The organism is Pseudoalteromonas rhizosphaerae, assembly GCF_902498845.1.
Taxonomy (GTDB): Bacteria; Pseudomonadota; Gammaproteobacteria; order Enterobacterales; family Alteromonadaceae; genus Pseudoalteromonas; species Pseudoalteromonas rhizosphaerae.
The window spans coordinates 38,868-63,055 of the sequence record NZ_CABVLM010000008.1; the positions used below are offsets into that span (position 1 = coordinate 38,868).

At 40.5% G+C, this 24,188-nt stretch carries 24 protein-coding genes; 8 read left to right on the forward strand and 16 right to left on the reverse strand.

The genetic code is table 11. From position 1 onward, the window contains the following. Positions 1–60: 60 nt before the first annotated feature. From nqrM to PSR9079_RS13390, 11 genes are all read right to left on the reverse strand, one after another. Positions 61–273, reverse strand: a complete 213-nt coding sequence (gene nqrM / locus PSR9079_RS13340) for a (Na+)-NQR maturation NqrM (RefSeq protein ID WP_149982042.1) — start codon at positions 271–273, stop codon at positions 61–63. An 84-nt stretch (positions 274–357) separates the two neighbouring features. Continuing rightward, positions 358–1,389: an FAD:protein FMN transferase gene (locus PSR9079_RS13345; protein ID WP_149982043.1), complete on the reverse strand. Its 1,032-nt coding sequence runs from the start codon at positions 1,387–1,389 to the stop codon at positions 358–360. Between the two features lie 97 nt (positions 1,390–1,486). After that, positions 1,487–2,716, reverse strand: coding sequence for an NADH:ubiquinone reductase (Na(+)-transporting) subunit F (gene nqrF / locus PSR9079_RS13350; protein ID WP_145241329.1), 1,230 nt, complete (start codon positions 2,714–2,716; stop codon positions 1,487–1,489). Positions 2,717–2,735: 19 nt separating this feature from the next. Further along, entirely contained in the window at positions 2,736–3,344 is a 609-nt protein-coding gene (gene nqrE / locus PSR9079_RS13355; RefSeq protein WP_145241327.1) for an NADH:ubiquinone reductase (Na(+)-transporting) subunit E, read from the reverse strand. Between the two features lie 10 nt (positions 3,345–3,354). Next, complete coding sequence (locus tag PSR9079_RS13360) at positions 3,355–3,987, reverse strand: NADH:ubiquinone reductase (Na(+)-transporting) subunit D (RefSeq protein ID WP_145241325.1); 633 nt, start codon at positions 3,985–3,987, stop codon at positions 3,355–3,357. Continuing rightward, complete coding sequence (locus PSR9079_RS13365) at positions 3,987–4,751, reverse strand: Na(+)-translocating NADH-quinone reductase subunit C (protein WP_145241323.1); 765 nt, start codon at positions 4,749–4,751, stop codon at positions 3,987–3,989. The genes PSR9079_RS13360 and PSR9079_RS13365 overlap by 1 nt, the downstream gene beginning before the upstream one ends. Beyond that, positions 4,744–5,946, reverse strand: a complete 1,203-nt coding sequence (locus PSR9079_RS13370) for an NADH:ubiquinone reductase (Na(+)-transporting) subunit B (protein ID WP_145241321.1) — start codon at positions 5,944–5,946, stop codon at positions 4,744–4,746. Before PSR9079_RS13370 ends, PSR9079_RS13365 begins: the two co-directional genes overlap by 8 nt. Before the next feature lie 4 nt (positions 5,947–5,950). Then, the gene (locus PSR9079_RS13375; protein WP_145241319.1) at positions 5,951–7,294 is read right to left on the reverse strand and encodes a Na(+)-translocating NADH-quinone reductase subunit A; all 1,344 of its coding nucleotides are present in this window, start codon (positions 7,292–7,294) and stop codon (positions 5,951–5,953) included. Between the two features lie 376 nt (positions 7,295–7,670). Beyond that, the gene (gene fabV / locus PSR9079_RS13380) at positions 7,671–8,864 is read right to left on the reverse strand and encodes an enoyl-ACP reductase FabV (RefSeq protein ID WP_149982044.1); all 1,194 of its coding nucleotides are present in this window, start codon (positions 8,862–8,864) and stop codon (positions 7,671–7,673) included. Between the two features lie 100 nt (positions 8,865–8,964). Next, positions 8,965–9,276, reverse strand: a complete 312-nt coding sequence (locus PSR9079_RS13385; protein WP_149982045.1) for a BolA family protein — start codon at positions 9,274–9,276, stop codon at positions 8,965–8,967. 73 nt (positions 9,277–9,349) lie between these two features. Further along, positions 9,350–9,943: an alpha-ketoglutarate-dependent dioxygenase AlkB family protein gene (locus PSR9079_RS13390; protein ID WP_149982046.1), complete on the reverse strand. Its 594-nt coding sequence runs from the start codon at positions 9,941–9,943 to the stop codon at positions 9,350–9,352. Between the two features lie 42 nt (positions 9,944–9,985). Between PSR9079_RS13390 and PSR9079_RS13395 the strand changes: the two genes are divergently transcribed. From PSR9079_RS13395 to PSR9079_RS13410, 4 genes are read left to right on the forward strand one after another with little or no spacing between them, the layout of a single operon-like run. Beyond that, positions 9,986–11,134, forward strand: coding sequence for a methyltransferase (locus PSR9079_RS13395; protein WP_149982047.1), 1,149 nt, complete (start codon positions 9,986–9,988; stop codon positions 11,132–11,134). Positions 11,135–11,136: 2 nt separating this feature from the next. Further along, a complete protein-coding gene (locus tag PSR9079_RS13400; protein ID WP_179959190.1) occupies positions 11,137–11,691 on the forward strand; it encodes a YajG family lipoprotein in 555 nt (184 codons plus the stop codon). Positions 11,692–11,693: 2 nt separating this feature from the next. Beyond that, complete coding sequence (locus PSR9079_RS13405; RefSeq protein WP_149982049.1) at positions 11,694–12,314, forward strand: peptidylprolyl isomerase; 621 nt, start codon at positions 11,694–11,696, stop codon at positions 12,312–12,314. Between the two features lie 43 nt (positions 12,315–12,357). After that, positions 12,358–13,737 carry an AmpG family muropeptide MFS transporter gene (locus tag PSR9079_RS13410; RefSeq protein ID WP_145241306.1) on the forward strand — a complete coding sequence of 460 codons (1,380 nt, stop codon included), beginning with the start codon at positions 12,358–12,360 and terminating at the stop codon, positions 13,735–13,737. A 66-nt stretch (positions 13,738–13,803) separates the two neighbouring features. On the opposite strand, the gene PSR9079_RS13415 is transcribed toward PSR9079_RS13410, so the two are convergent. The 3 genes from PSR9079_RS13415 to PSR9079_RS13425 all read right to left on the reverse strand — a co-directional run bounded on the left by PSR9079_RS13415 (position 13,804) and on the right by PSR9079_RS13425 (position 16,313). Then, a complete protein-coding gene (locus PSR9079_RS13415; protein ID WP_016708680.1) occupies positions 13,804–14,043 on the reverse strand; it encodes a helix-turn-helix domain-containing protein in 240 nt (79 codons plus the stop codon). Positions 14,044–14,744: 701 nt separating this feature from the next. Then, a complete protein-coding gene (gene erpA, locus PSR9079_RS13420; RefSeq protein WP_058560150.1) occupies positions 14,745–15,083 on the reverse strand; it encodes an iron-sulfur cluster insertion protein ErpA in 339 nt (112 codons plus the stop codon). 135 nt (positions 15,084–15,218) lie between these two features. Further along, positions 15,219–16,313 (reverse strand): DKNYY domain-containing protein, encoded by a 1,095-nt coding sequence (locus tag PSR9079_RS13425; protein ID WP_149982050.1) that lies wholly within the window; start codon positions 16,311–16,313, stop codon positions 15,219–15,221. Between the two features lie 163 nt (positions 16,314–16,476). Between PSR9079_RS13425 and PSR9079_RS13430 the strand changes: the two genes are divergently transcribed. From PSR9079_RS13430 to hemL, 4 genes are all read left to right on the forward strand, one after another. Next, positions 16,477–18,159, forward strand: a complete 1,683-nt coding sequence (locus tag PSR9079_RS13430; RefSeq protein WP_145241292.1) for a chloride channel protein — start codon at positions 16,477–16,479, stop codon at positions 18,157–18,159. Between the two features lie 19 nt (positions 18,160–18,178). Continuing rightward, positions 18,179–18,613: a CopD family protein gene (locus PSR9079_RS13435; protein WP_145241290.1), complete on the forward strand. Its 435-nt coding sequence runs from the start codon at positions 18,179–18,181 to the stop codon at positions 18,611–18,613. 136 nt (positions 18,614–18,749) lie between these two features. Further along, the gene (locus PSR9079_RS13440; protein ID WP_145241288.1) at positions 18,750–19,766 is read left to right on the forward strand and encodes an aspartate carbamoyltransferase; all 1,017 of its coding nucleotides are present in this window, start codon (positions 18,750–18,752) and stop codon (positions 19,764–19,766) included. Between the two features lie 29 nt (positions 19,767–19,795). Beyond that, positions 19,796–21,076, forward strand: a complete 1,281-nt coding sequence (gene hemL, locus PSR9079_RS13445; RefSeq protein WP_149982051.1) for a glutamate-1-semialdehyde 2,1-aminomutase — start codon at positions 19,796–19,798, stop codon at positions 21,074–21,076. A 71-nt stretch (positions 21,077–21,147) separates the two neighbouring features. On the opposite strand, the gene mrcB is transcribed toward hemL, so the two are convergent. Together mrcB and PSR9079_RS13455 are read right to left on the reverse strand one after the other, a co-directional pair. Next, a complete protein-coding gene (gene mrcB, locus PSR9079_RS13450) occupies positions 21,148–23,496 on the reverse strand; it encodes a penicillin-binding protein 1B (protein WP_149982052.1) in 2,349 nt (782 codons plus the stop codon). Positions 23,497–23,907: 411 nt separating this feature from the next. After that, the gene (locus PSR9079_RS13455) at positions 23,908–24,069 is read right to left on the reverse strand and encodes a YqaE/Pmp3 family membrane protein (protein ID WP_145241282.1); all 162 of its coding nucleotides are present in this window, start codon (positions 24,067–24,069) and stop codon (positions 23,908–23,910) included. Positions 24,070–24,188: the final 119 nt, after the last annotated feature.

Consider the following 24,188-nt stretch of genomic DNA (forward strand, 5'->3'; position numbering starts at 1 on the left):
AAAAAAGCGCCTGTTATTAAAGAGGCGCTTTTTAATGTATATTTGATAGCTATCAAGAGCTTATAATATTTGGTTTTCTTTCCAAACTTGCTCTTTTGCCATACGCTTTTTGCGTTTGTCGCATGGGTCATCACAATCACAGGCTTTATCAATGCCTACAGAGCCTAAACCACCACAGCTGCTGGCCATAGATTTCTTTTGCACTATCATGCCCACAGCCATCGCTGCGACAATTAAAAGCAGTAAACCAAACGTAAGAAGAAAAAGTGACATTGCTTAGCCCCTATTGATCAGCAATAAAATAATGCTTGATGATAATCACCAAGCTGTTGCTATTATAAACTGATTTAAACCGCGCTACAAATAGGGTTTAAATGCAGGGCTCGAATAAGTCACTAAGCCATCTTTTGATTTGCCGATCAGATAAACCGGTAAATCATTTTTTTCAGCATAGGCTTTGGCTTTATCCATCCCCATCACAGTCAGTGCTGTTGCAAGGCCGTCAGCTGTCATCGCTGATGGATGCAATACAGTAACCGATACTAGATCATGACGACTTGGCATACCTGTTGCTGGATCAATTAAATGGCTATAGGTAATACCATCCATCTCATAGTAAATGCGATAATCACCCGATGTCGCAATGCCGTTATTACCCGGCGCTAATACACGGTGCACTTTACGCACACCAGGCTCAGCATCCGGTTGCTCAATAGCGATACGCCAATCTTGATCATTCGGTTTTTTACCTGATACACGTAACTCACCACCAATCTCAACCATATAATCAGTTAAGTCATGGCTTTCTAATAATTCAGCTACTTTATCTATCCCATACCCCTTTGCAGTAGAAGAAAATGATAATTCTAAACCCGCTACTGTTTTCGCTAGGCCTTGCTCAGTCAGTATTAGTTTATCAACCCCAATTTGTGCAACCATGGCTGCGAGTTCTTCATCTGTTGGACGTTTTGTTGGTTTTTTATCAGGACCAAAACCCCATAAATCAATCAGTGGTCCCATGGTCACATCAAGAGTCTTAGTAGACTCTCCTAAGCGGATGGACTCGCTTACAACTGCTCTAAAATCACGGCTAATAGGCATAACTTGACCAGCGGGAAGACGATTAAAAGTGTTGATTTCAGAATCATCAATATAAGTCGACATTGATTGATTTATATCTTTGAGCAACAGAGTTACTTCTGGTAATAAATTTAATGAATCCAGCTTTTGTTGCTTGGCGAAGACCTTAATATGGTAAGTAGTACCCATAGTTTTACCTTCAAGGTATAACTCTTGGGGCTCATCATTTTGGCCACAGCCACTAATGAGTAAAGTGAGGGTAAGAAAAAAGATGGCAATCATGCCTTGTCGGTGAAAAACTCTATTCATAGCAGCCTACTTAAGTAATGGAAATAAAAAAGCCCCGTAACATATATTGCTACGAGGCTGATATTCTAACCAAAACTAAACTGTTTTGATACGGGTGTTAGCCACCGAAATCATCTAGTAAGATATTTTCGTCTTCAACACCTAAGTCTTTCAACATAGTGATAACAGCGGCGTTCATCATTGGAGGACCACACATGTAGAACTCACAATCTTCTGGCGCTTCGTGATCTTTAAGATAGTTCTCAAATAGCACGTTATGGATAAAGCCAGTATAGCCTTCCCAGTTATCTTCTGGTTGTGGATCTGAAAGCGCGGTATGCCATACGAAGTTATCATTTTCAGCCGCTAGGCCGTCAAAATCTTCAACATAGAACATTTCACGCTTAGAACGTGCACCATACCAGAAACTCATCTTACGCTTAGAGTTCAAACGCTTAAGTTGGTCAAAGATGTGTGAACGCATAGGTGCCATACCAGCACCACCACCTACAAATACCATTTCAGCATCAGTATCTTTTGCAAAGAACTCACCAAATGGACCAGAGATAGTTACTTTATCACCTTCTTTAAGTGACCAAATGTACGATGACATTTTACCACAAGGTAAGCTTAAATCTCTTGGCGGCGGCGCAGCGATACGCACGTTAAGCATGATGATGCCTTCTTCTTCTGGGTAGTTAGCCATTGAGTAAGCACGAATTGTTTCTTCGTCTACTTTTGACTCCAGCTTGAAGAAACCAAAATGGTTCCAATCGCCACGATACTCTTCTGGTACATCGAAATCAGCATATTTAACGTGATGCGCAGGGGCTTCAATCTGAATATAACCACCGGCACGAAACGGTACTGACTCGCCATCAGGGATCTGTAGTTTAAGCTCTTTAATGAAAGTTGCTTTGTTATCGTTAGAAATAACTTCACAATCCCATTTTTTAACACCGAAAATTGACTCTTCAAGTTCAATTTCCATGTCATTTTTAACATTTACCTGACACGCTAAACGACAGCCTTCACGGGCTTCACCTTTAGAGATGTGATCAAGTTCAGTTGGTAAGATATCGCCGCCACCAGAATGAATGTGTACACGACACTGACCACAAGAGCCACCGCCACCACATGCAGATGATACGAAAATACCTGACTCAGATAGCGCGCCTAAAAGCTTGGTACCTGCAGATGTTGTAATGGCTTTGTCTGGATCGCCATTTACGCCAATGATGATGTCACCGCTTGCAACTAGCTGAGATTTAGCACCAATGATGACTAAAACTAGCAGTACAACGATAGCGATGAAAACACCAACGCCTAAGAAAATCTCATAACTCATGATTTATCCTCGCTACCTATTAAAGTGAAATGCCAGAGAATGACATAAAGCCAAGACCCATCAAGCCAACAGTGATAAAGGTAATACCTAAACCACGTAAGCCGTCTGGCACGTCTGAATATTTCATTTTCTCACGGATACCAGCAAGCAAAGTAATTGCTAGCGCCCAACCCACACCAGAACCGATACCATAAACCACTGATTCAGTGAAGTTATAGTTACGTTCAACCATGAAAGATACCGCACCAAATATTGCACAGTTAACTGTGATCAATGGTAGGAAGATACCTAACGCGTTATAAAGTGCTGGGAAGAACTTATCTAATGCCATTTCAAGAATTTGTACAAGTGCCGCAATAACACCGATAAACGTCAAGAAACGTAAAAAGCTAAGATCCGCGTCAGGATAACCAAGCCACTCAAGTGCACCAGGTGCAAGAACCGCATGATAAACCAAGTTGTTAACTGGTACTGAGATACCCAATACCACGATAACTGCCACACCTAGACCGATAGACGTTGTAACTTTCTTTGATACTGCAAGGAAAGTACACATACCTAGGAAGAAGGCCAAAGCTAAGTTTTCAATGAAAACTGCTTTTACGAATAAACTAATATAATGTTCCACAGTCTGCCCCTTACCCTTTCGCTTCTACTTGGTCTTTCTTATAAGTACGAAGTACCCAAATGAATAAACCAATGATGAAGAATGCACTAGGCGGTAAAATCAATAGACCCATAGGTTGATACCAACCACCATCTTGTACAAGAGGGATGATTTCAACACCAAATAATGACCCTTTACCAAATAGTTCACGAATAAAGCCAACAGTCAGTAACACTACTGAGTAACCTAAGCCATTACCGATACCATCAAGGAACGACATTACTGGCGGCGACTTCATTGCGTATGCTTCTGCACGACCCATTACGATACAGTTAGTAATGATTAGACCAACGAATACAGACAACTCTTTCGCCGTAGCGTAAGAGAAAGCTTGTAATACTTGGTCAACAACGATTACCAATGATGCAATAATGGTCATTTGCACGATAATACGTACAGATGACGGGATCTGGTTACGAATAATTGAGATAAAGAAGCTTGAGAACGCTGTTACCAAGGTCAATGCGATTGACATGATTAAAGCATTTTTTAAGCTCGACGTTACCGCAAGCGCAGAACAAATACCAAGTACTTGTAATGCGATTGGGTTGTTTGCCAGTACCGGACCAAATAGGACCGACTTCATTTCTTTAGTATCAGCCATTATTTCAACGCTCCTTCACGTACTCTCGCAAGGAAAGGACCAAAGCCGTTTTCGCCAGTCCAAAAGTCAACTGTGTGATCAACACCATTTGAAGTTAAAGTTGCACCAGATAAACCATCAATTTGATGATCATTTTTAGCGCCGCTTTTTACTACATCAATAGGTAGCTCTTTGCCACCCCATTTAGCAGTCCATTGTGGATTTTGAATTTCCCCACCTAGACCAGGTGTTTCACCGTGCTTATAAAAGTTAATATCTTTAATTGTCTCGCCATCGCTTTCAAGCGCTAAGAAACCATACATAATACCCCAAAGGCCATAACCTTGGATTGGTAAAATGATAGCATCTGTAGAACCGTCTGCTTTTTTCGAGATATATGCAGGAGACTCATGAGTCATACGCTGAATACCAGCGATATCCTTAATGCCCTCTGCTTTTAATGCAAAGCTAATTTTTTGATCAAACTTGCTTTTTTCAAAATCGAAAGCGTCGATTTTAGCCTGAACTGCTTCGCCAGTTTGAGACTCACCTGTTTCCATATTAACTAGGCGAGTTTCGATCTTAGCTTTAAAAGTTTCTGATACAGAACCAGACACATCAATGCCCGCAGCTGCCAAGATATTTTTTTGAATATCTTGCGTTTTGTTAGCTTGCTGTAAAGGGCGAAGCTGAACTGAAGCAAACGATACGATGATTGCACACACTAAACATAGTGCTACAACAACGCTTAGCGTTTTGCCGATTGATTCGTTATTACTAGACATTACGTGCCAACCTCCGCTTGATATTAGCTTGCACTACGAAGTGATCGAACAATGGTGCAAATAAGTTAGCAAATAAGATTGCTAGCATCATACCCTCAGGGAATGCAGGGTTAATTACACGGATCATTACTACCATCACACCAATTAGTGCGCCATATGCGAACTTTGCTTTGTCAGTAAATGCTGCAGACACAGGGTCTGTCGCCATAAAGAACATACCAAAAGCAAAACCACCAAGTACAAAGTGCCAATGCCAAGGCATTGCAAATACTGGGTTAGTATCAGAACCAACAGCGTTTAATAAGAATGCTGTTGCCACCATACCCAAGAACACACCTAGCACGATGCGCCATGAAGCAATACGTACGTAAATGAGGAATAAGCCACCAACTAGCAATGCAAGTGTCGATGTCTCACCTACTGAACCTTGAATGAAACCATAAAACGCATCCCACCAAAGAGCCATGTTGCTGTAATCAAGTGAACCAACAAACGCTTGACCTAGCATAGTTGCACCAGAGAATGAATCTACTGCTGTCCATACTGTGTCACCTGAAATTTGTGCAGGGTATGCGAAGAATAAAAACGCACGACCCGCTAATGCAGGGTTTAAGAAGTTACGACCAGTACCACCAAAGATTTCTTTAGCGATTACTACACCGAATGTAATACCTAGTGCAACTTGCCATAAAGGAATGGTTGCAGGTAGGATAAGCGCGAATAACACAGACGTTACGAAGAAACCTTCGTTAATTTCATGCTTACGCACTGAAGCAAATATAACTTCCCAGAAACCACCTACAGCAAATGTAACTGCGTAAATAGGTAGGAAGAAACATGCGCCATAAAACATTTTAGCGCCCCAGCCGGATTCAGCAGTTAATTCACCACCAAATATCTGGAACAGGCCAACTTGCCAAGAATTTGCTAGTTCAAAACCTTGTGCTAATGCACCAGCGGCCTGATGACCGATATTGAACATACCAAAAAACATTGCAGGGAACGTCGCCATCCACACTAAAATCATCATGCGTTTTAGGTCGATGTTATCACGAACGTGTGTCGCGCCTTTATTTACGTGACCAGGGGTATAAAAAATAGTTGCAGCTGCTTCATACAGCGCATAAAACTTTTCATGTTTACCACCGGCTTCAAAATGCGGCTCGATATCTTCTAGAAATTTCTTTAAACCCATCTCTCTAGCCTTCCTTCTCGATCGTAGTCAAGCAATCGCGTAGGATTGAACCATACTCGTATTTGCCTGGACAAACGAAGGTACATAACGCTAAATCTTCTTCATCAAGTTCAAGCGCCCCTAATGAAATTGCACTATCCAAATCACGGGCAATTAAGTCACGTAATAAAGGCGTTGGCAAAATATCTAAAGGCATAACACGCTCATAGCTACCAAGTGGTACCATGGCACGTTTTGAACCACCTGTTGACGTTGTCATTTTAAATAAACGACTCGGTGTTAGGTGTGATAAGAAAGTACGTGTTACAGAGAATTTATCTGTGCCTGGAGCAATCCAACCAAACAACTCTTTTTCGCGACCTTCAAGTAATACCGATACTTGAATGTGGTAACGACCTAAGAATGCTTGAGGACCTTGTGAAGTAGCGCCCGCTAAAACAGAGCCAGAGATAACACGGTTATCGCCGTCTTCTAATTCGCCTGCAACTAAATCATCTAAAGCAGCACCCAGTTGAGTTTTCACTAAACGTGGGTTTTTAACACGCGGACCAGCAAGAGAAATCACACGGTCTGTGCTAATTTCACCAGTTAGGAATAAGTGACCAAAGGCAATAACGTCTTGGTAACCGATATGCCAAACTTGCTTGCTTACCGATACTGGATCTAAGTGATGGATATGTGTGCCAACAAGGCCAGCCGGATGTACGCCACCAAACTCATGTACTTCTACTTGAGGAATTGATGAGCTAGGTACTTGGCTACCTGCTTGTTTACAAACAAATACCTTACCATCGGTCAGACGTGATACTACAGCTAAACCTGCTTCAAATGCTTGTACATTTTCAGCAATAATCACTGCAGGATCTGCAGCAAGAGGGTTAGTGTCGATAGCCGTCACAAAGATCGAACTAGGATTTGCATCCACAGCCGCTACTTTGCTGAATGGGCGAGCACGTAATGCTGTCCATTGACCTGACTGGATTAGTACTTCTTTGGCTTTTTCACGATCGAGACTCGAAAGTTGCTCAGTCGAGAAAGCGTCAAAGGTGATTTGCTCACTGCCGTTTATTTCAATAACGACAGATTGCAGCACACGTTTTGCACCACGATTAATTTCTTTTACTGTACCAGCAGCTGGAGCAGTAAATAATACACCTGGGTTCTTTTTGTCTTCAAAAAGTACCTGGCCTTTTTTAACTTGGTCATCCACACGAACATGCATGGTTGGACGCATACCAATAAACTCTTCACCTAGCACAGCTACACGTTTGACGGTAGAACCATCATGAATAACTTGCTGAGGCGCGCCCTCTATGGGTAAGTCCAGACCTTTTTTTATGTTGATCATACGCACTTGCACTACATTAACGGAAAGAAACTGAAAAATCGTACCGACCACGTCGCTTTTCTTGATAACCCTAAGCCAAATTCAAGATAACGAAGAACCGCCTGTTTAAATTACAAAACAAGCAACGCAGTAAAATTCCTCACATATATTGCCCGAATTTTAACATCAATCAGGGTCACTATGCGAGTGTAATTATGAAATTTATACGACAGGAGCAGTTATTTAACCTATTAGCCGCATTTGAATAAAATTCAATATAGACCAAAGTGCTATTGCTTGCGAGGTGGGATGGAAATTAATCCGCTAAATAACGATAAAGTAAAATTTATCAATAAAAAAAGTCGCCATAGCGACTTTTCAAATAAACATGGCTGAATTAATCAATCATGTTAGCTATAGCGGCAACTGGATCGACATCTTGTTCATAATCAACAGCATCAATACCAAACCCAAATAAACGTAAAAACTCATTGTGGTAACCCACGTAATCAGTTAATTCGTCTATTGTTGCTGTGGTTACGCTGTCCCACACAGTTTGAATACGCGCTTGTACATCATCTTCCAGCTCTTTGTAGTTTTGGAATAAATGACCGCCGTCATCAAAGCGTGGTGAGTCTCCATAAAGGTTCTCAGTAAATAACGCGTGAATTTGCTCGATCGTGCCTTCATAGGTCCCATCCGCTTTCATTACTTTAAATAGCGCTGAAATATAAAGCGGCATAATAGGAATTGCAGAACTTGCTTGGGTGACCACTGCATTTAATGATGATACATAAGCTTCACCGTTTAATGCTTTAGTTGATTCTTTGATTGCTACGGTTGCGCGATCTAAATCTTCTTTCGCTTTACCAATAGTCGCGTGACCGTAAATTGGCCATGTTAGTTCTTTACCGATATAAGTATAAGCACTGGTTTTAAAGTTATCAGCTAGTACATCAGCCTCTTTTAATGCATCAATCCACATTTCCCAGTCTTCGCCGCCCATCACTTTAATAGTGTTATCAATATCATCTTGGTTTGCAGCTTCTACGGTAATAGCATCAATTTCACGTTTTGAGGTGTTTAAGTTTTTAGTCGTAACTGAGTTACCAATTGGCTTAAGCGTTGATGAGTAAACTTCGCCGGTATTTGGATCAGTTCGACGCGGCGATGCAAGGCTATATATAACTAGGTCTACTTTGCCTAAATCCGCTTTAATTGTATCAATCGCTTTTTGTTTGATTTCGTTAGAGAACGCATCGCCATTAATATTTTTTGACCATAAACCTTCAGCGTCTGCGGCCGCTTGAAATGCAGCAGTATTATACCAACCTGCAGAACCGGTTTTACGCTCAGTACCTTCTTTTTCGAAGAAAATACCTAAAGTTTTAGCACCGCCACCAAATGCAGCAGTAATACGAGATGCAAGGCCATAGCCAGTTGAAGCACCGATAACTAATACATTTTTAGGGGCATTTTTTAATGCGCCTTGTTGTTTTACATAGTTAATTTGTTCTTGTACGTGCTCTGCACAACCTACTGGGTGGGCGTTAGTACAAATGAAACCGCGAATTTTAGGCTTAATGACCATTGATCATCCTATATTTATCTCAATAAAAATTAGCGCTAGTTTAAAGGCTAATTGTAAAAATACAGGTCTGATGAGTTTTGTGTACTCTCAGACCTTGCCGTTAATCTAATTTAGAGCCACCTAAACAAGTCGGTGAGTCAGCAACCTGACCACTTTGCTCTGTAAATTCATCAGGAGTAAAAGTATGGATAGCCAATGCATGAATATGATTCGCTAACTCATCTTTTAGCACTTCATTAATTTGACGATGGCGTTGCAATAAACGTTTACCGCTAAACTCTTCACTTACTACAGTCACTTTAAAGTGTGAATCGCTACCACGACTATGCATATGGCTTTCGTTCACCACATTAAGGTGCTTACACGCAATCGCATCAGCTAACTTGCTTTCAATCTGTTGTTGCATTGACATAAAACACTCATATTTTACTGGTTATTTATGTGCTTACTATATCAAGGCCACTACTATAAAGGCCAACAAATATTCATTTTTGAAAAATTGTTCGAAAAGTTAAGTTGATTCGAGGGTGTGCCAAACGTGTTTGTTTAGGAAGCCCATGTAGATATTGTTGCTGGCTAAGTCCATTCATAACCAAGCAACTCCCGCTGTGTAACGTAAGCGAAGTGACTTCCTTGGTTACTTTATGTTTTATTTTAAATACTCGTTCAGCCCCTAATGAAATCGATACAATAATAGGCTCATGGCCAAGTTCTGCTTCATCATCGGCGTGCCAGCCCATGCAATCATTCCCATCACGGTATAAGTTAACTAATAAGGCATTAAATCCAACATCAAATTGTTTATTTAATCGTAGTCGCATGGCATCTAATACATCAGGCCATGGTTCAACATTTAATGTCGAACCGGAATAACCGTAACGTACACCAGCATCAGCAATAAAACATTGCATACGTGGAATGGGATTCGTTTTCCCAAACACGGTCGTTTTTGGTTGCTGCCAAGTCAGTGAGTCGCGTAAATAGTAGAATAAATCGAGACTTTTTTGCGCACTTAACGCTTTTGCTTGGTAGTAAAAGCCATTTGGTAACATATGGGGGTTGGCCTTTTGCCGTTGCATGTTAGAATTTACCTATCATTTGATTACTGATCACTAACTATTATGACCACGCAAGCACAGTTCGGCGATAAAACATTTACTCTTGAACGTTTTCCATTGGATCAAAAAAACCGTAGCTTACAAGCTTGGGATTCAGCAGACGAGTACCTAATTGACTATGTTACTGAACATTATCCTGATTGTCGCTCTTTGCTGATTTTAAATGATAGTTTTGGAGCCTTGTCTTGTTATTTTAGTAAACAACAATTAACGGTTTGTTCAGTAAACGATTCTTATATTAGCCACCAAGCGGCGGCTTACAACTTAGCAGAAAATAAAATACCAACCACCGCATTTAGCCAGCTAGATAGCTTATCGGCTTTGCCTGAACACGTTGATTTAGTTATTTTAAAAGTGCCACGCACATTGGGCTTCTTGCAATATCAATTATCTGAGCTCAGCGAAGTACTCGCACCTGGCACTCCGGTTATTGGCGCAGCAAAAACCAAAGATGTACATAATTCAACAATTAAAGCTTTCGAGCAATTTATTGGTGAAACTAAAACTAGTTTAGCAGTGAAAAAATCTCGCCTAATTATTAGCCAAGCGGAAGGTGGTTATAAAGCTGCTGATTTTCCTGTTAATTGGCCTCTTGAAGGCACTGATTTTACCATTAGTAATCACGCCAATGTGTTCTCGCGGGATTCTCTGGACATTGGTGCACGGTTCTTTTTTGACTTTTTACCGCAAACCAATAAAGCAAAAAGTATTATTGATCTAGGTTGCGGTAATGGTGTGGTGGGTTTGATGACACTCGCACGCTGCCCTAACGCTGAAGTTACCTTTGTGGACGAATCATATATGGCGGTTGAATCAGCACGATTAACTGTAGAGCTCAATATGGAAGATAAGTTTGAGCAATGCCGCTTTATTGAAAATGATTGCTTAACGGGCTTTGAACGTGAAAGTGTCGATATAGTGTTATGTAATCCGCCTTTTCACCAAGCACAAGCCGTGACAGATCACATTGCATGGCAAATGTTTAAACAAGCCAAAGACACATTAAAAAATGGCGGAGAATTACGTATTATTGGTAACCGCCACCTGGACTACCATGACAAACTAAAACGTATGTTTGGCAATTGTGAATTACTTGGTTCAAATAAAAAGTTTGTAGTATTAAGTGCCACTAAAAATAATGGAATGCTATAGCTATGATGAAATATGTTTTACCTTGTTGTGCTTTATTATCACTGTCGGCTTGCAGTAGTCAGCCTAATCAATTGATCTTAAATCCGCTCTATCAAGGTGGCAAATTAAGCTCAATTAATCAAAGTTTAAGTACCAGTGTTATTGATCTTAGAGGTGACCCAGCAACATTAAAATTAATAACCTCAGACAAAACCCAAACAATTGCCAGCCAAGGCCTTACTGAATCAATTAAAAGTGCCCTTGATAGCGCTCTTAGCCGAAACGGTGCAAGCATTTCAAATCTTGCGACTACTCGTTTTGAAGTTGATATTCATACACTGCAAGCCGTAGTAACTGAAAAAATGATGTCGCATACCAGCAATGCAAAGATTGAATTAGGTGTGCGTGTTATTCGCAGCGATAGTAACTTCAGTAAAATTTACCGTGGTAATGCAAGCCTTGAAGGACCACTAGGTCACGATAGAGCAAAAATTGAAGGACAACTCAATAAGTTGACTGAGCAGTTAATTACCCGCATGGTATCAGACCCTGAATTACTCGCATTTTTAAAAGGTTAACCATGAAACGTCTATTTTTATTATTTATATTAGTGCAACTTAGCCAAACCGCAATGGCAGCGACCGAAGGACGCTTTGTGCAAAAAAACAATATGTTCCCACGAGTTGAAATAACCACCACAATGGGGAAAATCATAGTCGAGATGGATCGCTCAAAAGCCCCTATCACCGTCAATAATTTTTTAACTTACGTGATGGATGGCAGCTATAAAGGCACCGTATTTCATCGTGTTGAACGTGATGTAGAAAACGACCGAGACTTTGTCATTCAAGGTGGTGGTTACGATAGAAATTACGACGGCGTTTATGAAGGCGATCCAATCTTTAATGAAAGCGGTAATGGTTCAAAAAACGATATGTATAGTATCGCCATGGCCTATCAAGATCGTCAACCTCATTCTGGTACTCGTCAGTTTTTCTTTAACATGGACAATAACGACCACCTAAACCCAGGTAAAGACTGGGGCTTTGCCGTGTTCGGTATGGTAATGGAAGGCTACGAAACGCTTGATAAAATCATGCAAGTTGAAACGGGATTTAATGAAAAAATTGGTTATGACTTTGTACCAAAAACCCCGGTTGTTATTTTAAATATAACTGTATTAGAGCCAACCCCACTATAACAATAAAAATAGCGGCCAAACCGCTATTGCCAATGAAGGCGTTATGACTAAAAGCTTGTCGGTATCAGAATATTTTTCGTACTTTAAAGATAAACGACTTATAAATGTGTTTATTTTTGGTATGAGCAGCGGTTTTCCTTGGGTCCTCATAGGCTCCGTGATGTCTGCGTGGCTAAAAGATGAAGGCCTCAGTCGCAGCATGATTGGCTTATTTGGTATTGTATTTGGTGCTTACAGCATTAATTTTTTATGGTCACCCTTAGTCGATAGGATAAAGCTGCCGTTGCTATATAACTGGCTAGGCCAGCGCCGTAGTTGGATACTATTTTGCCAATGCTTTATTTTGCTGGGAGTTATTTTACTGGCAGGATTAGATATCACCGCGCATTTAGCCATCGCAGCTGCGTTATGCTTATTAATTGCTATCGCCTCAGCGACTCAAGATATTGCTATTGATGCTTTTCGTATCGATACCCTCAGTGAAAACGAAAGCCATAAAGCAACCGCAGCAGCAGCAATGGCTACTTCTGGTTGGTGGAGCGGTTATGCACTGCTAGGTGCTATCCCGTTTTATATGGCAGATATGCCAAGTATTGACTGGCCACAAGTGTATTACTTTTTAGCTATTGTGATGTTATTACTTATGAGTTGTGTATTTTGGGCAAAAGAACCTGAATCTAACCGCGAAGTTGTTCATGCAGAACTAGAACGTATTTATCGGCAAAAGCTGGCGCTTGGTAAGCAAACACAATTAACTAAAGTTGCAGCATGGTTGGCTGTTACTGTACTTGATCCTTTTAAAACATTCTTCGCGCGTAATGGCGTAAAGACTGCACTTGCGCTGCTCGCTTTTATCTTTTTATTTAAAATTGGTGAAGCATTTCTGGCCCGTATGTCGATTGTGTTTTATAAAGAAGTCGGCTTTTCAAACACTCAAATAGCAAACTATTCAAAGCTCGGCACGGGGCTTATCACCATTGTGTTCGCATTTTTAGGCAGTATTTTTAATCACAAGTACGGCATCGTTAAAGGTTTGTTTATTAGCGGTGTGGCAATGGCTGCTTCTAACTTAATGTTTTCTTGGATCGCTCTCGCAGGCCCGCAAGAACACTTGTACGCAATGGCAATTGTCGTCGATGGCTTTACTCAAGCATGGTCATTAGTTGCTATGGTAGCATTTATATCTATGCTATGTGATCGCGCTTTTAGCGCAACACATTATGCTTTATTAGCGTCATTGGGAAATTTAGGACGAACCTTACTTTCAAGTTATAGCGGTGTGGTGATTGATGATTGGTTAGGTGGAAATTGGTCGTTATTTTTTATTTTGACTGCCCTGATGGTAATACCATCACTAATATTCTTATATCTTATTCGGCATAAATTGTATGAATTAGAAAATAGTTATCACGGTAGGAATTAATAAGGGAAAGAAATCATTTCACATCAATGAGAGCGCTTCCCTGCGCTTACAAAAAGAAACTAAATATTAGTCTTCTTTTAATAAGCCTAAACCTTCATACGGGTCGACTTCTAATGCGTCACAATAACGTAAAAATTCAATTACGTCTAAACGGCGCTCTTGGTTTTCAATTTTGCCAATAAATGAATGTGGTGTACCAAGTACTTGAGCAAGGCTACGCATTGTGTGACCTTTCTCGTGACGCTTAGTTTTAAGCCACTTGGTTAGTTTTGAGTTTTCTTCAGAAGAAACTGTTTTACCCATCATAAAAAACATCTCCTACTAGATGATTTAAAGTTAATTAATTAAGAGTGAAATTTGCCCGTCTCGCTCTTGGATACATTATATACTATTCAGACTCATGTGAAATAACTAATTTCAGCCGAGTACCCATTTAAGGAATCAGCTATTATAGATGAGTAGCTTTATTGTTAAAGTCACAACAAAACGCGCGTTCTATAATTAGTTCCTTTTTAATGTAACAAATAATTAATTTAAATAAACCTTTTTTATGATTAATTATTTTTGACTTATAAATTAAACAGTTACATTATTAACTGTCCCTTTATTGTTAGGAGCAAGCGTTTATGTTCAGATTATTGTTTTTACTACCCATTATCCTCTGCTTAGTTTGGTACTTTTTTCTTAAATCAAATGGCGTACCGATCAAAAAAGGTAAGAAAGGCTTTATATATATTTTAGCGTTTTCTGCAATAGTGTTAGGTTTTTTTATTCTAATGCTCCAAGTCACTCACCCTACATAAATGAGTGACTTAAGCTAAAGTAAGCCAATTTGACGTTCACTTAGCATCTATAAACAAAAAATAAGCGCTAAAGTCAGCAAGGTTACAAAGCTCAGATCAGCAACAACAGCATCAGTTAATGAAATAATAGCTACGAAGTAATTTTAGATAAGAAGATTTTTTAGGTAATAAAAAAGCCGCTAGTTGCGGCTTTAATCAATTACTTTAAACGCTGAAACTAGCGCCACACCCGCAGGTGGTAGTTGCATTGGGGTTGGAAACAAAAAAGCGTGCGCCTTCAAGTCCTTCGGTGTAATCCACCTCACCATCAACTAAATATTGAATACTCATTGGGTCAACCACTAAGGTTACGCCATTTTTTACAATTTCTAAATCGCCTGGGTTTGCTTTTTCATCAAAAGTAAAACCATATTGGAAACCTGAACAACCTCCGCCTGTTACATAAACACGCAGTTTTAGATCTGGATTTTCTTCTTCGTCGATTAACTGTTTAACACGAACAGCAGCTGCATCGCTGAACTTAATGGGTAATTCTTCTGACATACCATAACCCTCTATACCTACATTGCTTTGATTATCTAATACCCGAGTGTTTTAATCAAGTATAGTAAACAACTACTAATTTCTTCTATAACTAGGTTGTCATCAGGAAAACCGATCCATCTTCAATAAGCTTGATCAAAAGTCACTTCTAGAGCTGACAATTTCACCTCGCATGTAATAGTGCTTTTTATCTAGCGCATCTGAATTTGTACTTTCATCATAATCAGTTACTGCAAAGCTCTCAACATCTGCATCATGGATGCGCTGAACACCATCAGACTGGCTATAATGATATACACCACTTTTATCCTTAATATAATTTCGCTCAATTTCCTCGAAAGAGTCAGGATCAAGCCCGTTTATTGCGCTCGTTTCATTTCCAGATAAATAATAAATATTACTTTTATCGCGAGCGAACTCATAGCTTGTAGTGAGTATTTCAAACGTCTGCAAGTCGGCCTCCGGTACAATAATATTTTCGCCATAAAAAATGTGGTTTTTATCTTTGGCATAACCGCTAAATAACGGTGTAAAAGAGTCGAAATCAACAGCTTTCAATATTTCATCATCATAGTAAACTGTATATTTCCCTTCTGTTTCTGAATAATTCCATTGTGGGAAGTTATCATCAAAATTTGAAAATGTTCGGGGATTTGCAGCTTCTATAATTTGATTTCTCAAGACCACTTGAGTGTCATTAAGCCAATATAATTTGTGACTGATTAATTGCCCTTTAATATTACGAGGGTCAACATCACAAACCCGCTTCCCAAAATAATAAAAACTATGATTGTCGCTGGCATATAGTGACGTTGAATGTTCATTTTCATAGTCTTTGCTATCATAAGTAATGAAGCTATCAGGGTCTGCACCTGAAATCACTGTACCACTAAAATACACTGTATTATTAACAACAGCATAGCCACTATTTGGCACCCCTTTAATCATGTTAATAAACAAACTTGAATACCCAAAAACTACAAAAACAATGCAAACAACGACGGCACTTATTTTAGCTAATAAAAAACTGTTAATGCCTAAATAATTAATACCAAACAACCCAAATAAAATGAAGATGCCTACTGGGAAAAGCAAAAATAACATTACACTCAAAACTGCCGCTTTATTATCCACAGCTCCAGGAGCTGCAAGCATCATCGGTGACATCATCACCATTAAAGGCCAAGCCATTAATGCAAATGTAGTTATAATACTTAATAGTAGGTGCATAAAACCCTTCCAAAATTGAATATCCGTTTCTATGAGTTTGCAACTTACCCAAAGCCTTACTAAATATCAATTTGCTTTAAGTGAAATACCAGTAAAAATCTCAAGGACTTCCATTAACTATTTTGATAAACTGCCCGCTGAAATAGGTGGCGAGGAAATATGCATGTGGCTTGAAACGCTTAGGCGTCGCTTGGCAAAGCCAAAAACATCGGTGCAATTGTGCTTACTCGGCGTAAGTGCTGGACTCATTGCGGCGTTTTTGATCATTCTATTTCGCTTAACTATTCTATTTTTCCAAGGTTTGTTCCTTGAAAATCCTGACGATTTTACTACCTTACCGCCTCTTGAGCGGGTTTTAATGCCTATTATTGCTGCCTTTTTAATTGCGCTATTTGCTGCTTTGACTGGTTTTAAACATTATCGATTAGGTATTCCCTTTGTTATTCACCGTATTAAACGCCATTACGGGCAAATGCCGTTATACAACACGGTAAATCAATTTGTCGGTGGTGCACTGGCATTGATCAGTGGTTTCTCGGTCGGCCGTGAAGGGCCGTCTGTACATATGGGCGCAACCGGTGCAAGTTTGCTGGCCGATAAATTACATTTGCCTCATAACGCCATGCGGACACTCAGCGGTTGCGGAGTTGCAGCTGGTATTGCCGCATCATTTAATACACCACTTGCAGCTGTTATTTTTGTGATGGAAGTGGTGCTTAGGGAATACAAAGTACATATATTTGTGCCAATAATGCTCGCTGCTGTCACTGGTGCACTGGCGACGCAGTTTGTATTTGGTGACGCATCAGAATTAGCACTGATCACAGTGACGGCATTAAGTGGCTGGCACTATCCATTTTTAATCCTGTTTGGTATGGCTTTGGGCGCGGTTGCTTATGCTTTTAACCAAAATCTAATGTTGATCATTCGTACCTTCAAACCTTTGAGTATGTTTCCACGTTTATTGCTGGCAGGTCTGATTGCTGGCGGCATTGCTTATATGGTGCCACAAGCGATGGGTTCTGGTATGAGTGCAATAACTTTGGCCGTAGAAAGCCCTGATGATGTGCAACTATTAACCACTATTTTAATTGCTAAATTACTGGCGACATTATTTGCCATTGGCTTGGGTATTCCCGGCGGGATCATTGGCCCAGTGATTGGTTTAGGCGTACTGATGGGCACTTTAATGGCCTTTTTTGCACAATTTATTAGTCCCGGCGTTGATATCTCTGGTACTTATAGTGTCTTAGGCATGGCAGGCTTATTAGCCGCCACCTTACATGCTCCACTGGCTGCTTTAACGACGGTAATGGAGTTAACCTCAAGTCCTGAAATAATCGTGCCGGCCATGTTAGTTATCTCAGCGGCATACGTCACCGCATTACAAGTATTTGGCAATCGGTCGATATTTTTACAGCAGCTCGACTTTCAAGGTTTAGCCTATCATGTCTCCCCTGCCACCGAAGCACTGCAAAAAGTCGGGGTAATGGACGAGATGGATGAAAACTTCAAACTACTCTATTCAGATGATAAAGAACAAATAGAAAGCACCTTAAATGCTGTTGATAGCCAAACCCCGTTAATTGTTTATGATCCTGAAAATGGTTATCGCCTTGCAGAATATGATTTAAGTTTAATGTCAGATCAAAATATTTCGATTAACTACATCAGCTTGCAAGGGATCAGCAGTCAAGCTACTTTGGCCGATGTGTTTGATGTATTAAAAGATAAGCGCAGCGGAGCTGTGTATATTTATAACTTACTCGATAATCAACAAATTATGGGAATAATGCGCTGGGATCAGATCCGCCACATTCTTACCATACGTAATAGCTTACTGTAACTAACAATAAGAGAACATTATGAGCGCGCTACTGATCTATAAAGCCTTACATGTATTTTTTATGATTGCCTGGTTTGCTGGCATATTTTACTTACCCCGCCTCTTTGTTTATCACGCTATGAGCGAAGAAAAGTCCTGTAACTCCATGCTCAAAGTAATGGAGCGACGGTTACTGTATTTTGTGACGCCATTTGCAGTACTAACGGCGGTGTTTGGCGTGCTGACAATTGTTGAATATGGCCGCGACTGGTTTAAATACAGCATGTGGATGCACTACAAACTAGTATTAGTGATCGTGCTATACATTTACCATGGCTATTGTTTTAAATTACTAGCGGACTTTAAACACGACCGTAATACTCGCAGCCACCGCTTTTATCGTATTTTTAACGAACTACCGGTATTAGTGCTATTAGTCATCGTATTTTTAGCTATAACTAAACCCAGCTTGTAAAATTTGCTATATACCCAAACCACTTCAAGATGCAGAAACTCGCTTCTTGAGGTGGTTTGGGTATAATATCGCGCGATTGCGTGCCCATCGATGATGGTTGATCGCGCCCCTTTTCAATGTGATAGGAACAGCCCCCATGTTAAGTTTCCAAGGTGAAAATATTCTTTCTGTCAATCAGCTCGATCGCGACTGTATTGAACGTATTTTTGCAGTAGCCAAAAAAATGGAGCCGTATGCTAAAAAGCAAAAACGCACCAATGTATTAGAAGGCGCAATCTTAGCAAACTTATTCTTTGAGCCAAGTACCCGTACCCGCGTAAGCTTTGGTACAGCCTTTAATTTATTAGGTGGTTTGGTTCGTGAAACAACGGGGATGCAAAGCTCTGCATTAGCCAAAGGCGAGTCTTTATACGATACCGCGCGCGTTATTTCAGCTTACGCCGATGCGGTCGCTATGCGCCATCCTGATGCAGGCTCAGTGGCTGAATTTGCTACTGGCTGCTCAGTGCCAGTGATCAATGGTGGCGATGGCCCTAACGAGCATCCAACTCAAGCATTACTTGATTTATTGACAATTGAGCGTGAGTTACATCGCTTCGATCAAAAAATAGATGGTATGCATATCGCCCTTGTTGGTGATTTAAAATACGGCCGTACCGTGCATTCATTATCAAAATTATTATGTCATTATAAAGATATAAAATTTTCGATGGTGGCACCTGATGGCTTACAAATGCCTAGCTATATTCTTGATGCCGTCGATAATGCGGGCCATAAAATTGAAATCGTCGATAAAATGGAAGGTAACTTAGCCGCCGATATCGTCTATCAAACCCGTATCCAAGAAGAACGCTTCCCATCGCAAGAAGAAGCCAATAAATACCGTGGTGGTTTTAGAATTAGCCAATCAATTTATAACACCCACTGCAAACCAAACTCCGTGTTAATGCACCCATTACCACGCGATAGTCGTATAGAAGCCAATGAGCTTGATAACGATTTAAACCTTAATGACAATTTAGCTATTTTCCGCCAAGTACAAAATGGCGTGTTAATTCGCATGGCGCTGTTTGCATTGACACTCGATGTTGCCGATAAAGTAGAGCAATACGAAGTTGCTGTGCCTTGGTTTAGCCGTAAACGCGATAGTTAATTTTAACGTGACAACTAATAGGATTTTTTATGACAATTAGCCAAGATTTATTTGCCCGCGCACAGCAATCAATTCCCGGTGGCGTTAACTCTCCAGTACGTGCATTTAATGGCGTTGGCGGCACACCGCTATTTATTACCAAAGCCCAAGGCCCATTTACATTTGATGCTGACGGCAACCGTTATATTGATTATGTTGGCTCATGGGGCCCGATGATCATGGGTCATAATCACCCAGCTATCAAACAAGCAGTGCTTGATGCGGTAGAAAATGGCCTAAGTTACGGTGCGCCAACAGAAGCTGAAATTCTAATGGCTGAAAAAGTAAAAGAGCTAGTACCATCAATCGAAAAAGTTCGTATGGTAAGTTCTGGCACAGAAGCGACCATGAGTGCAATTCGCCTTGCTCGCGGCTTTACTGGCCGCGATAAAATTTTAAAGTTTGAAGGCTGTTACCACGGACATGCTGATTCATTATTAGTGAAAGCTGGCTCTGGCGCATTGACTATGGGCGTACCAAACTCGCCAGGTATCCCTGAAGATTTTGCCAAGCATACATTAACTGTTTCGTTTAATAACCTTGATGAAGTAAAAGCTATTTTTGCCAAATACGCTGACGAAATCGCCTGTATTATCGTAGAGCCAGTTGCTGGTAACATGAACTGTATTCCACCAGTACCGGGCTTTTTAGAAGGCCTGCGTGCAGTATGTGATGAATATAAATCAGTGCTTATTTTTGATGAAGTAATGACCGGCTTTCGCGTAGCACTAGGTGGTGCACAAGCCTATTACAACATCATTCCAGACTTAACCTGTTTAGGTAAAGTGATTGGCGGCGGCATGCCAGTAGGCGCGTTCGGCGGTAAAACTGAGATCATGGATTACATCGCTCCTGTTGGCCCAGTTTACCAAGCAGGCACTTTATCAGGTAACCCAATTGCTATGGCTGCGGGTCTAAAATCGCTAGAGTTACTGTGCGTTGAAGGACTACATGCTGATCTTGAAGCAAAAAGTAAAGCAATCTGTGAAGGTTTTGAAGCCGCAGCAAAAGCTGCAGGGATTGCTCTTACAACTAACTATGCCGGTGGTATGTATGGCTTCTTCTTTACTGAACAAGAGAAAGTAACCACTTACCAACAAGCAACTCAGTGCGATTTAGAACGCTTTAAAAAGTTCTTTCACTTGATGCTTGAAGAAGGCGTGTATTTAGCGCCATCAGCATTTGAAGCTGGTTTTGTTTGCTCTGAACACTCTGAGCAAGAAATTGCCGATACAATTGCAGCAGCAAAAAGAGCTTTTGCTAAGCTTTAAACTATTAAACATAAAAAAAGCCCGCAAGGGCTTTTTTATGTCTAAAATAAATACCTGCTCCAGTAATTACTTTACTGACAGCTTGGCCTTGGCTCAAATTCACTGGCTCTAAGTGGCAGTTGAATTACTTTACCGCAGCCCGGTGGCGCTTGCTTACCCGTTAATTCATTAATAAAAGCCCAGCGAATTGAAGGCGGACGAGTATCTGCTATTGCCTCAGGGTTGAGCGGCTTAAGATAACGAATATACGTTTCTAATGCACCAACACTGCCCGTTAACCCTGTACTTTTATTATCATCACGACCAAGCCAAGCAACGGTTACTGTATTTTGATCAAACCCTGCATACCAACTATCACGTAGATCATTACTGGTGCCCGTTTTACCAGCCAGCTGAATTGATGGGAAATGGGCATTTAAACGTTTAGCAGTGCCATCTTTAGTGACTCGCTTCATCGCGTATTTAGTCATATAAACAGCGGCTTTATCAAAACGCGGTTCAGAACTAACTTGGTGCTGATAAAGCACACGCCCAACAGAGTCGGTTAATGCCGAAATAGATGTTAATTGACGGTATTCGCCATCAGCCGCCAACGTGGTATAAAGCTGTGCGACTTCAAAGCTCGACATTTCAACGGCACCAAGCAGTAATGATGGATAATGTGATATTTGCTCTTTAGCGCCGAGTTTATTGAGTGTATTCACTACTTTATCAACCCCGACATCAAGTCCCAAGTTGACCGCAGGAATATTGATACTTTGACTAAACGCTTTATATAGTGGCAGCATACCGCGATATCGATGATCAAAATTCTCTGGTTGCCATACTTTGCCTTGCTCATTAGTCACTTGTACTGGCGAGTCATCTAACAAAGTAGCTAAGTTATAGTGCGGTAAACCCAAAGCTGTTAAATACACAGCCGGTTTAACTAACGAGCCTATGTTGCGCTTAGTATCAAGTACGCGGTTAAAACCTAAAAAGCGCGGATCGCGTCCCGCAACTAAAGCAGATATACCGCCTTTCTCTACATTCACTGAGATCATCGCCGCTTCAAGCTGCTCTGTCGTGGCGCGTTTTTCAAGATAAGGTAGGCTTTTTTCAATTGCCTCTTCCATTGCCGCTTGTTTTTGGAGATCAAAATAAGTGAATACACGCACGCCCGCATCGAGTACTTCTTGGTCCGGTAGTAATTTTTTCAGCTCACGATCCACCAGCTCTAAATAACCAGGATACGATTTAGGCAAGCTGTCTTTCATAGGTGCAATATCAATTGGCCGCTTTAATGCAGCACGGTATTCGCGGGTATCAATTAATTTATTATCAACCATCAAACGTAGCACTAAATCACGACGTTCCATAGTGCGTTCAGGATAACGGCGTGGATTATAATATGAAGGGCCTTTCACCATCGCAACGAGTAGTGCAATTTGATCGAATTCAAGCTCATCAACAGGCTTAGAGAAGTAAAACTCAGAAGCTAAGCCCATGCCATGCACACCTTGGTTATACGATTGACCAAGGTATACTTCGTTTAGATAAGCTTCTAAAATTTGATCTTTTGAATAGCGATAATCTAAAATTAACGCGATCAACGCTTCGTTAAATTTACGGACCAGCGTACGATCACGGGTTAAATAAATATTTTTTGCCAGCTGCTGGGTTAACGTACTACCGCCTTGAACTGTACGCCCTGCTTTAATATTGCTGTATAAAGCCCGCATAATCGAAAACACGGATACACCGTGGTGCTGGTAAAAGTTCTGATCTTCAACCACTAGCAAAGTATCGGTAAGCATCGGCGGGAATTTATCCAACGGCACAAACTCTCGATCTTGTTTTGAATCATTGCCTATGCGCGCAATTTGTACTGGCTCTAATCGAGCATTGTTTAAACGCCTGCCAAACTTATCTTTAATACTCGCGAGTTTTTGTCCTGCAAAGCGTAACTCAATAACCTGTGCTTGCTCTAAGCCATCATAAAATTCAAATTCACGACGGAAGATTTTAATACTATCGCCCGTCTTTACATACTGACCGGTACGACTTAACTGATTGACTGATGAATAGTTTAGCCTATCCAGTTCCCACACCACTTCTTGAATAGATAAGAATTGTCCTGGGTAAAAACCCATTGCTCGTGCATAAACTTGTGCTGGTAATTGCCATTTATTGCCTTCAAATTGACGCGTAATTTTGGCGTCCAGATAAATTAAATATAAGCCCATCGCAACAATGCCAGCTAAGCTTAGTTTCCAAAAAATAGACCAGACTTTGCGACCAATTCCACGTTTTTTTATATTCGCTGCAGACGTATTTTTAGTCGAAGTTTTTTTCACCGACTTAGACGCTGTGCTTGGTGCTTTCTTTGCCGGGCGTTTTGATGGAGTTTTAGTGGAGCGGGAGTCTTTTTTATCAGCCATTGACGTTGCTATTTATTTCCAGAGTTAAATTTACAGGTGCGAGCTTAGCATATAGCTATATACCCAAGCCACCTCAAGATGCAGAATTCAGCGTTTCACAGGGGCTTAATATCAAGGCGTTACTTTGCAAGAATGGTAATCCCTTTTAAGAAGTAACAACGCTGAGAGTAAGTTCCTGTGAAACGCCCAAGGGGTTGGTTTAAATGCGATTTATACTGCGTTATTGATTTTAGCAATAGAACCACTATTACTTGCAATCAATGCCTTACCTAAATCGCTTTTAATTCCAACTGAAACTCGCTTCTTGAGGTGGTTTGGGTATATTACACCTGCAAAATTAACCTTGACTGAAACTACTTGCCCCGAACTTTGGGCATTAAATTTTTTAACCTCAGTTGCGGTGGCTTAATTTTAGCGTGTACACAACCACAATGAGTGGATCATTGCCGGTATAAAAAATATAAAGCACAAGACAATATTAATAATCAAATCTTTACCCACACCCGCTTTCAAAAACACAGCAACAGGTGGTAAGAATATAGACAAAATAATCAGTAATAGTTTGTTATCCATGCTTAACCTTATTTGTAGTTGGACTAATTTTAAGCATAGTTACTTATTGTGATTTTTGCTGTTTTAATAAACTTTAATTAAAAAAATTTAGCCTCTGCGTATATACAAAAAAAGCCCTA

Bases quoted from the DNA above. Each gene is read 5' to 3' on its own strand.
- nqrM (WP_149982042.1), bottom strand. From the start codon at position 273: ATGTCACTTTTTCTTCTTACGTTTGGTTTACTGCTTTTAATTGTCGCA.
- PSR9079_RS13345 (WP_149982043.1), bottom strand. From the start codon at position 1,389: ATGAATAGAGTTTTTCACCGACAAGGCATGATTGCCATCTTTTTTCTT.
- nqrF (WP_145241329.1), bottom strand. From the start codon at position 2,716: ATGAGTTATGAGATTTTCTTAGGCGTTGGTGTTTTCATCGCTATCGTT.
- PSR9079_RS13360 (WP_145241325.1), bottom strand. From the start codon at position 3,987: ATGGCTGATACTAAAGAAATGAAGTCGGTCCTATTTGGTCCGGTACTG.
- PSR9079_RS13365 (WP_145241323.1), bottom strand. From the start codon at position 4,751: ATGTCTAGTAATAACGAATCAATCGGCAAAACGCTAAGCGTTGTTGTA.
- PSR9079_RS13370 (WP_145241321.1), bottom strand. From the start codon at position 5,946: ATGGGTTTAAAGAAATTTCTAGAAGATATCGAGCCGCATTTTGAAGCC.
- PSR9079_RS13375 (WP_145241319.1), bottom strand. From the start codon at position 7,294: ATGATCAACATAAAAAAAGGTCTGGACTTACCCATAGAGGGCGCGCCT.
- fabV (WP_149982044.1), bottom strand. From the start codon at position 8,864: ATGGTCATTAAGCCTAAAATTCGCGGTTTCATTTGTACTAACGCCCAC.
- PSR9079_RS13385 (WP_149982045.1), bottom strand. From the start codon at position 9,276: ATGTCAATGCAACAACAGATTGAAAGCAAGTTAGCTGATGCGATTGCG.
- PSR9079_RS13390 (WP_149982046.1), bottom strand. From the start codon at position 9,943: ATGCAACGGCAAAAGGCCAACCCCCATATGTTACCAAATGGCTTTTAC.
- PSR9079_RS13395 (WP_149982047.1), top strand. From the start codon at position 9,986: ATGACCACGCAAGCACAGTTCGGCGATAAAACATTTACTCTTGAACGT.
- PSR9079_RS13400 (WP_179959190.1), top strand. From the start codon at position 11,137: ATGATGAAATATGTTTTACCTTGTTGTGCTTTATTATCACTGTCGGCT.
- PSR9079_RS13405 (WP_149982049.1), top strand. From the start codon at position 11,694: ATGAAACGTCTATTTTTATTATTTATATTAGTGCAACTTAGCCAAACC.
- PSR9079_RS13410 (WP_145241306.1), top strand. From the start codon at position 12,358: ATGACTAAAAGCTTGTCGGTATCAGAATATTTTTCGTACTTTAAAGAT.
- PSR9079_RS13415 (WP_016708680.1), bottom strand. From the start codon at position 14,043: ATGATGGGTAAAACAGTTTCTTCTGAAGAAAACTCAAAACTAACCAAG.
- erpA (WP_058560150.1), bottom strand. From the start codon at position 15,083: ATGTCAGAAGAATTACCCATTAAGTTCAGCGATGCAGCTGCTGTTCGT.
- PSR9079_RS13425 (WP_149982050.1), bottom strand. From the start codon at position 16,313: ATGCACCTACTATTAAGTATTATAACTACATTTGCATTAATGGCTTGG.
- PSR9079_RS13430 (WP_145241292.1), top strand. From the start codon at position 16,477: ATGTGGCTTGAAACGCTTAGGCGTCGCTTGGCAAAGCCAAAAACATCG.
- PSR9079_RS13435 (WP_145241290.1), top strand. From the start codon at position 18,179: ATGAGCGCGCTACTGATCTATAAAGCCTTACATGTATTTTTTATGATT.
- PSR9079_RS13440 (WP_145241288.1), top strand. From the start codon at position 18,750: ATGTTAAGTTTCCAAGGTGAAAATATTCTTTCTGTCAATCAGCTCGAT.
- hemL (WP_149982051.1), top strand. From the start codon at position 19,796: ATGACAATTAGCCAAGATTTATTTGCCCGCGCACAGCAATCAATTCCC.
- mrcB (WP_149982052.1), bottom strand. From the start codon at position 23,496: ATGGCTGATAAAAAAGACTCCCGCTCCACTAAAACTCCATCAAAACGC.
- PSR9079_RS13455 (WP_145241282.1), bottom strand. From the start codon at position 24,069: ATGGATAACAAACTATTACTGATTATTTTGTCTATATTCTTACCACCT.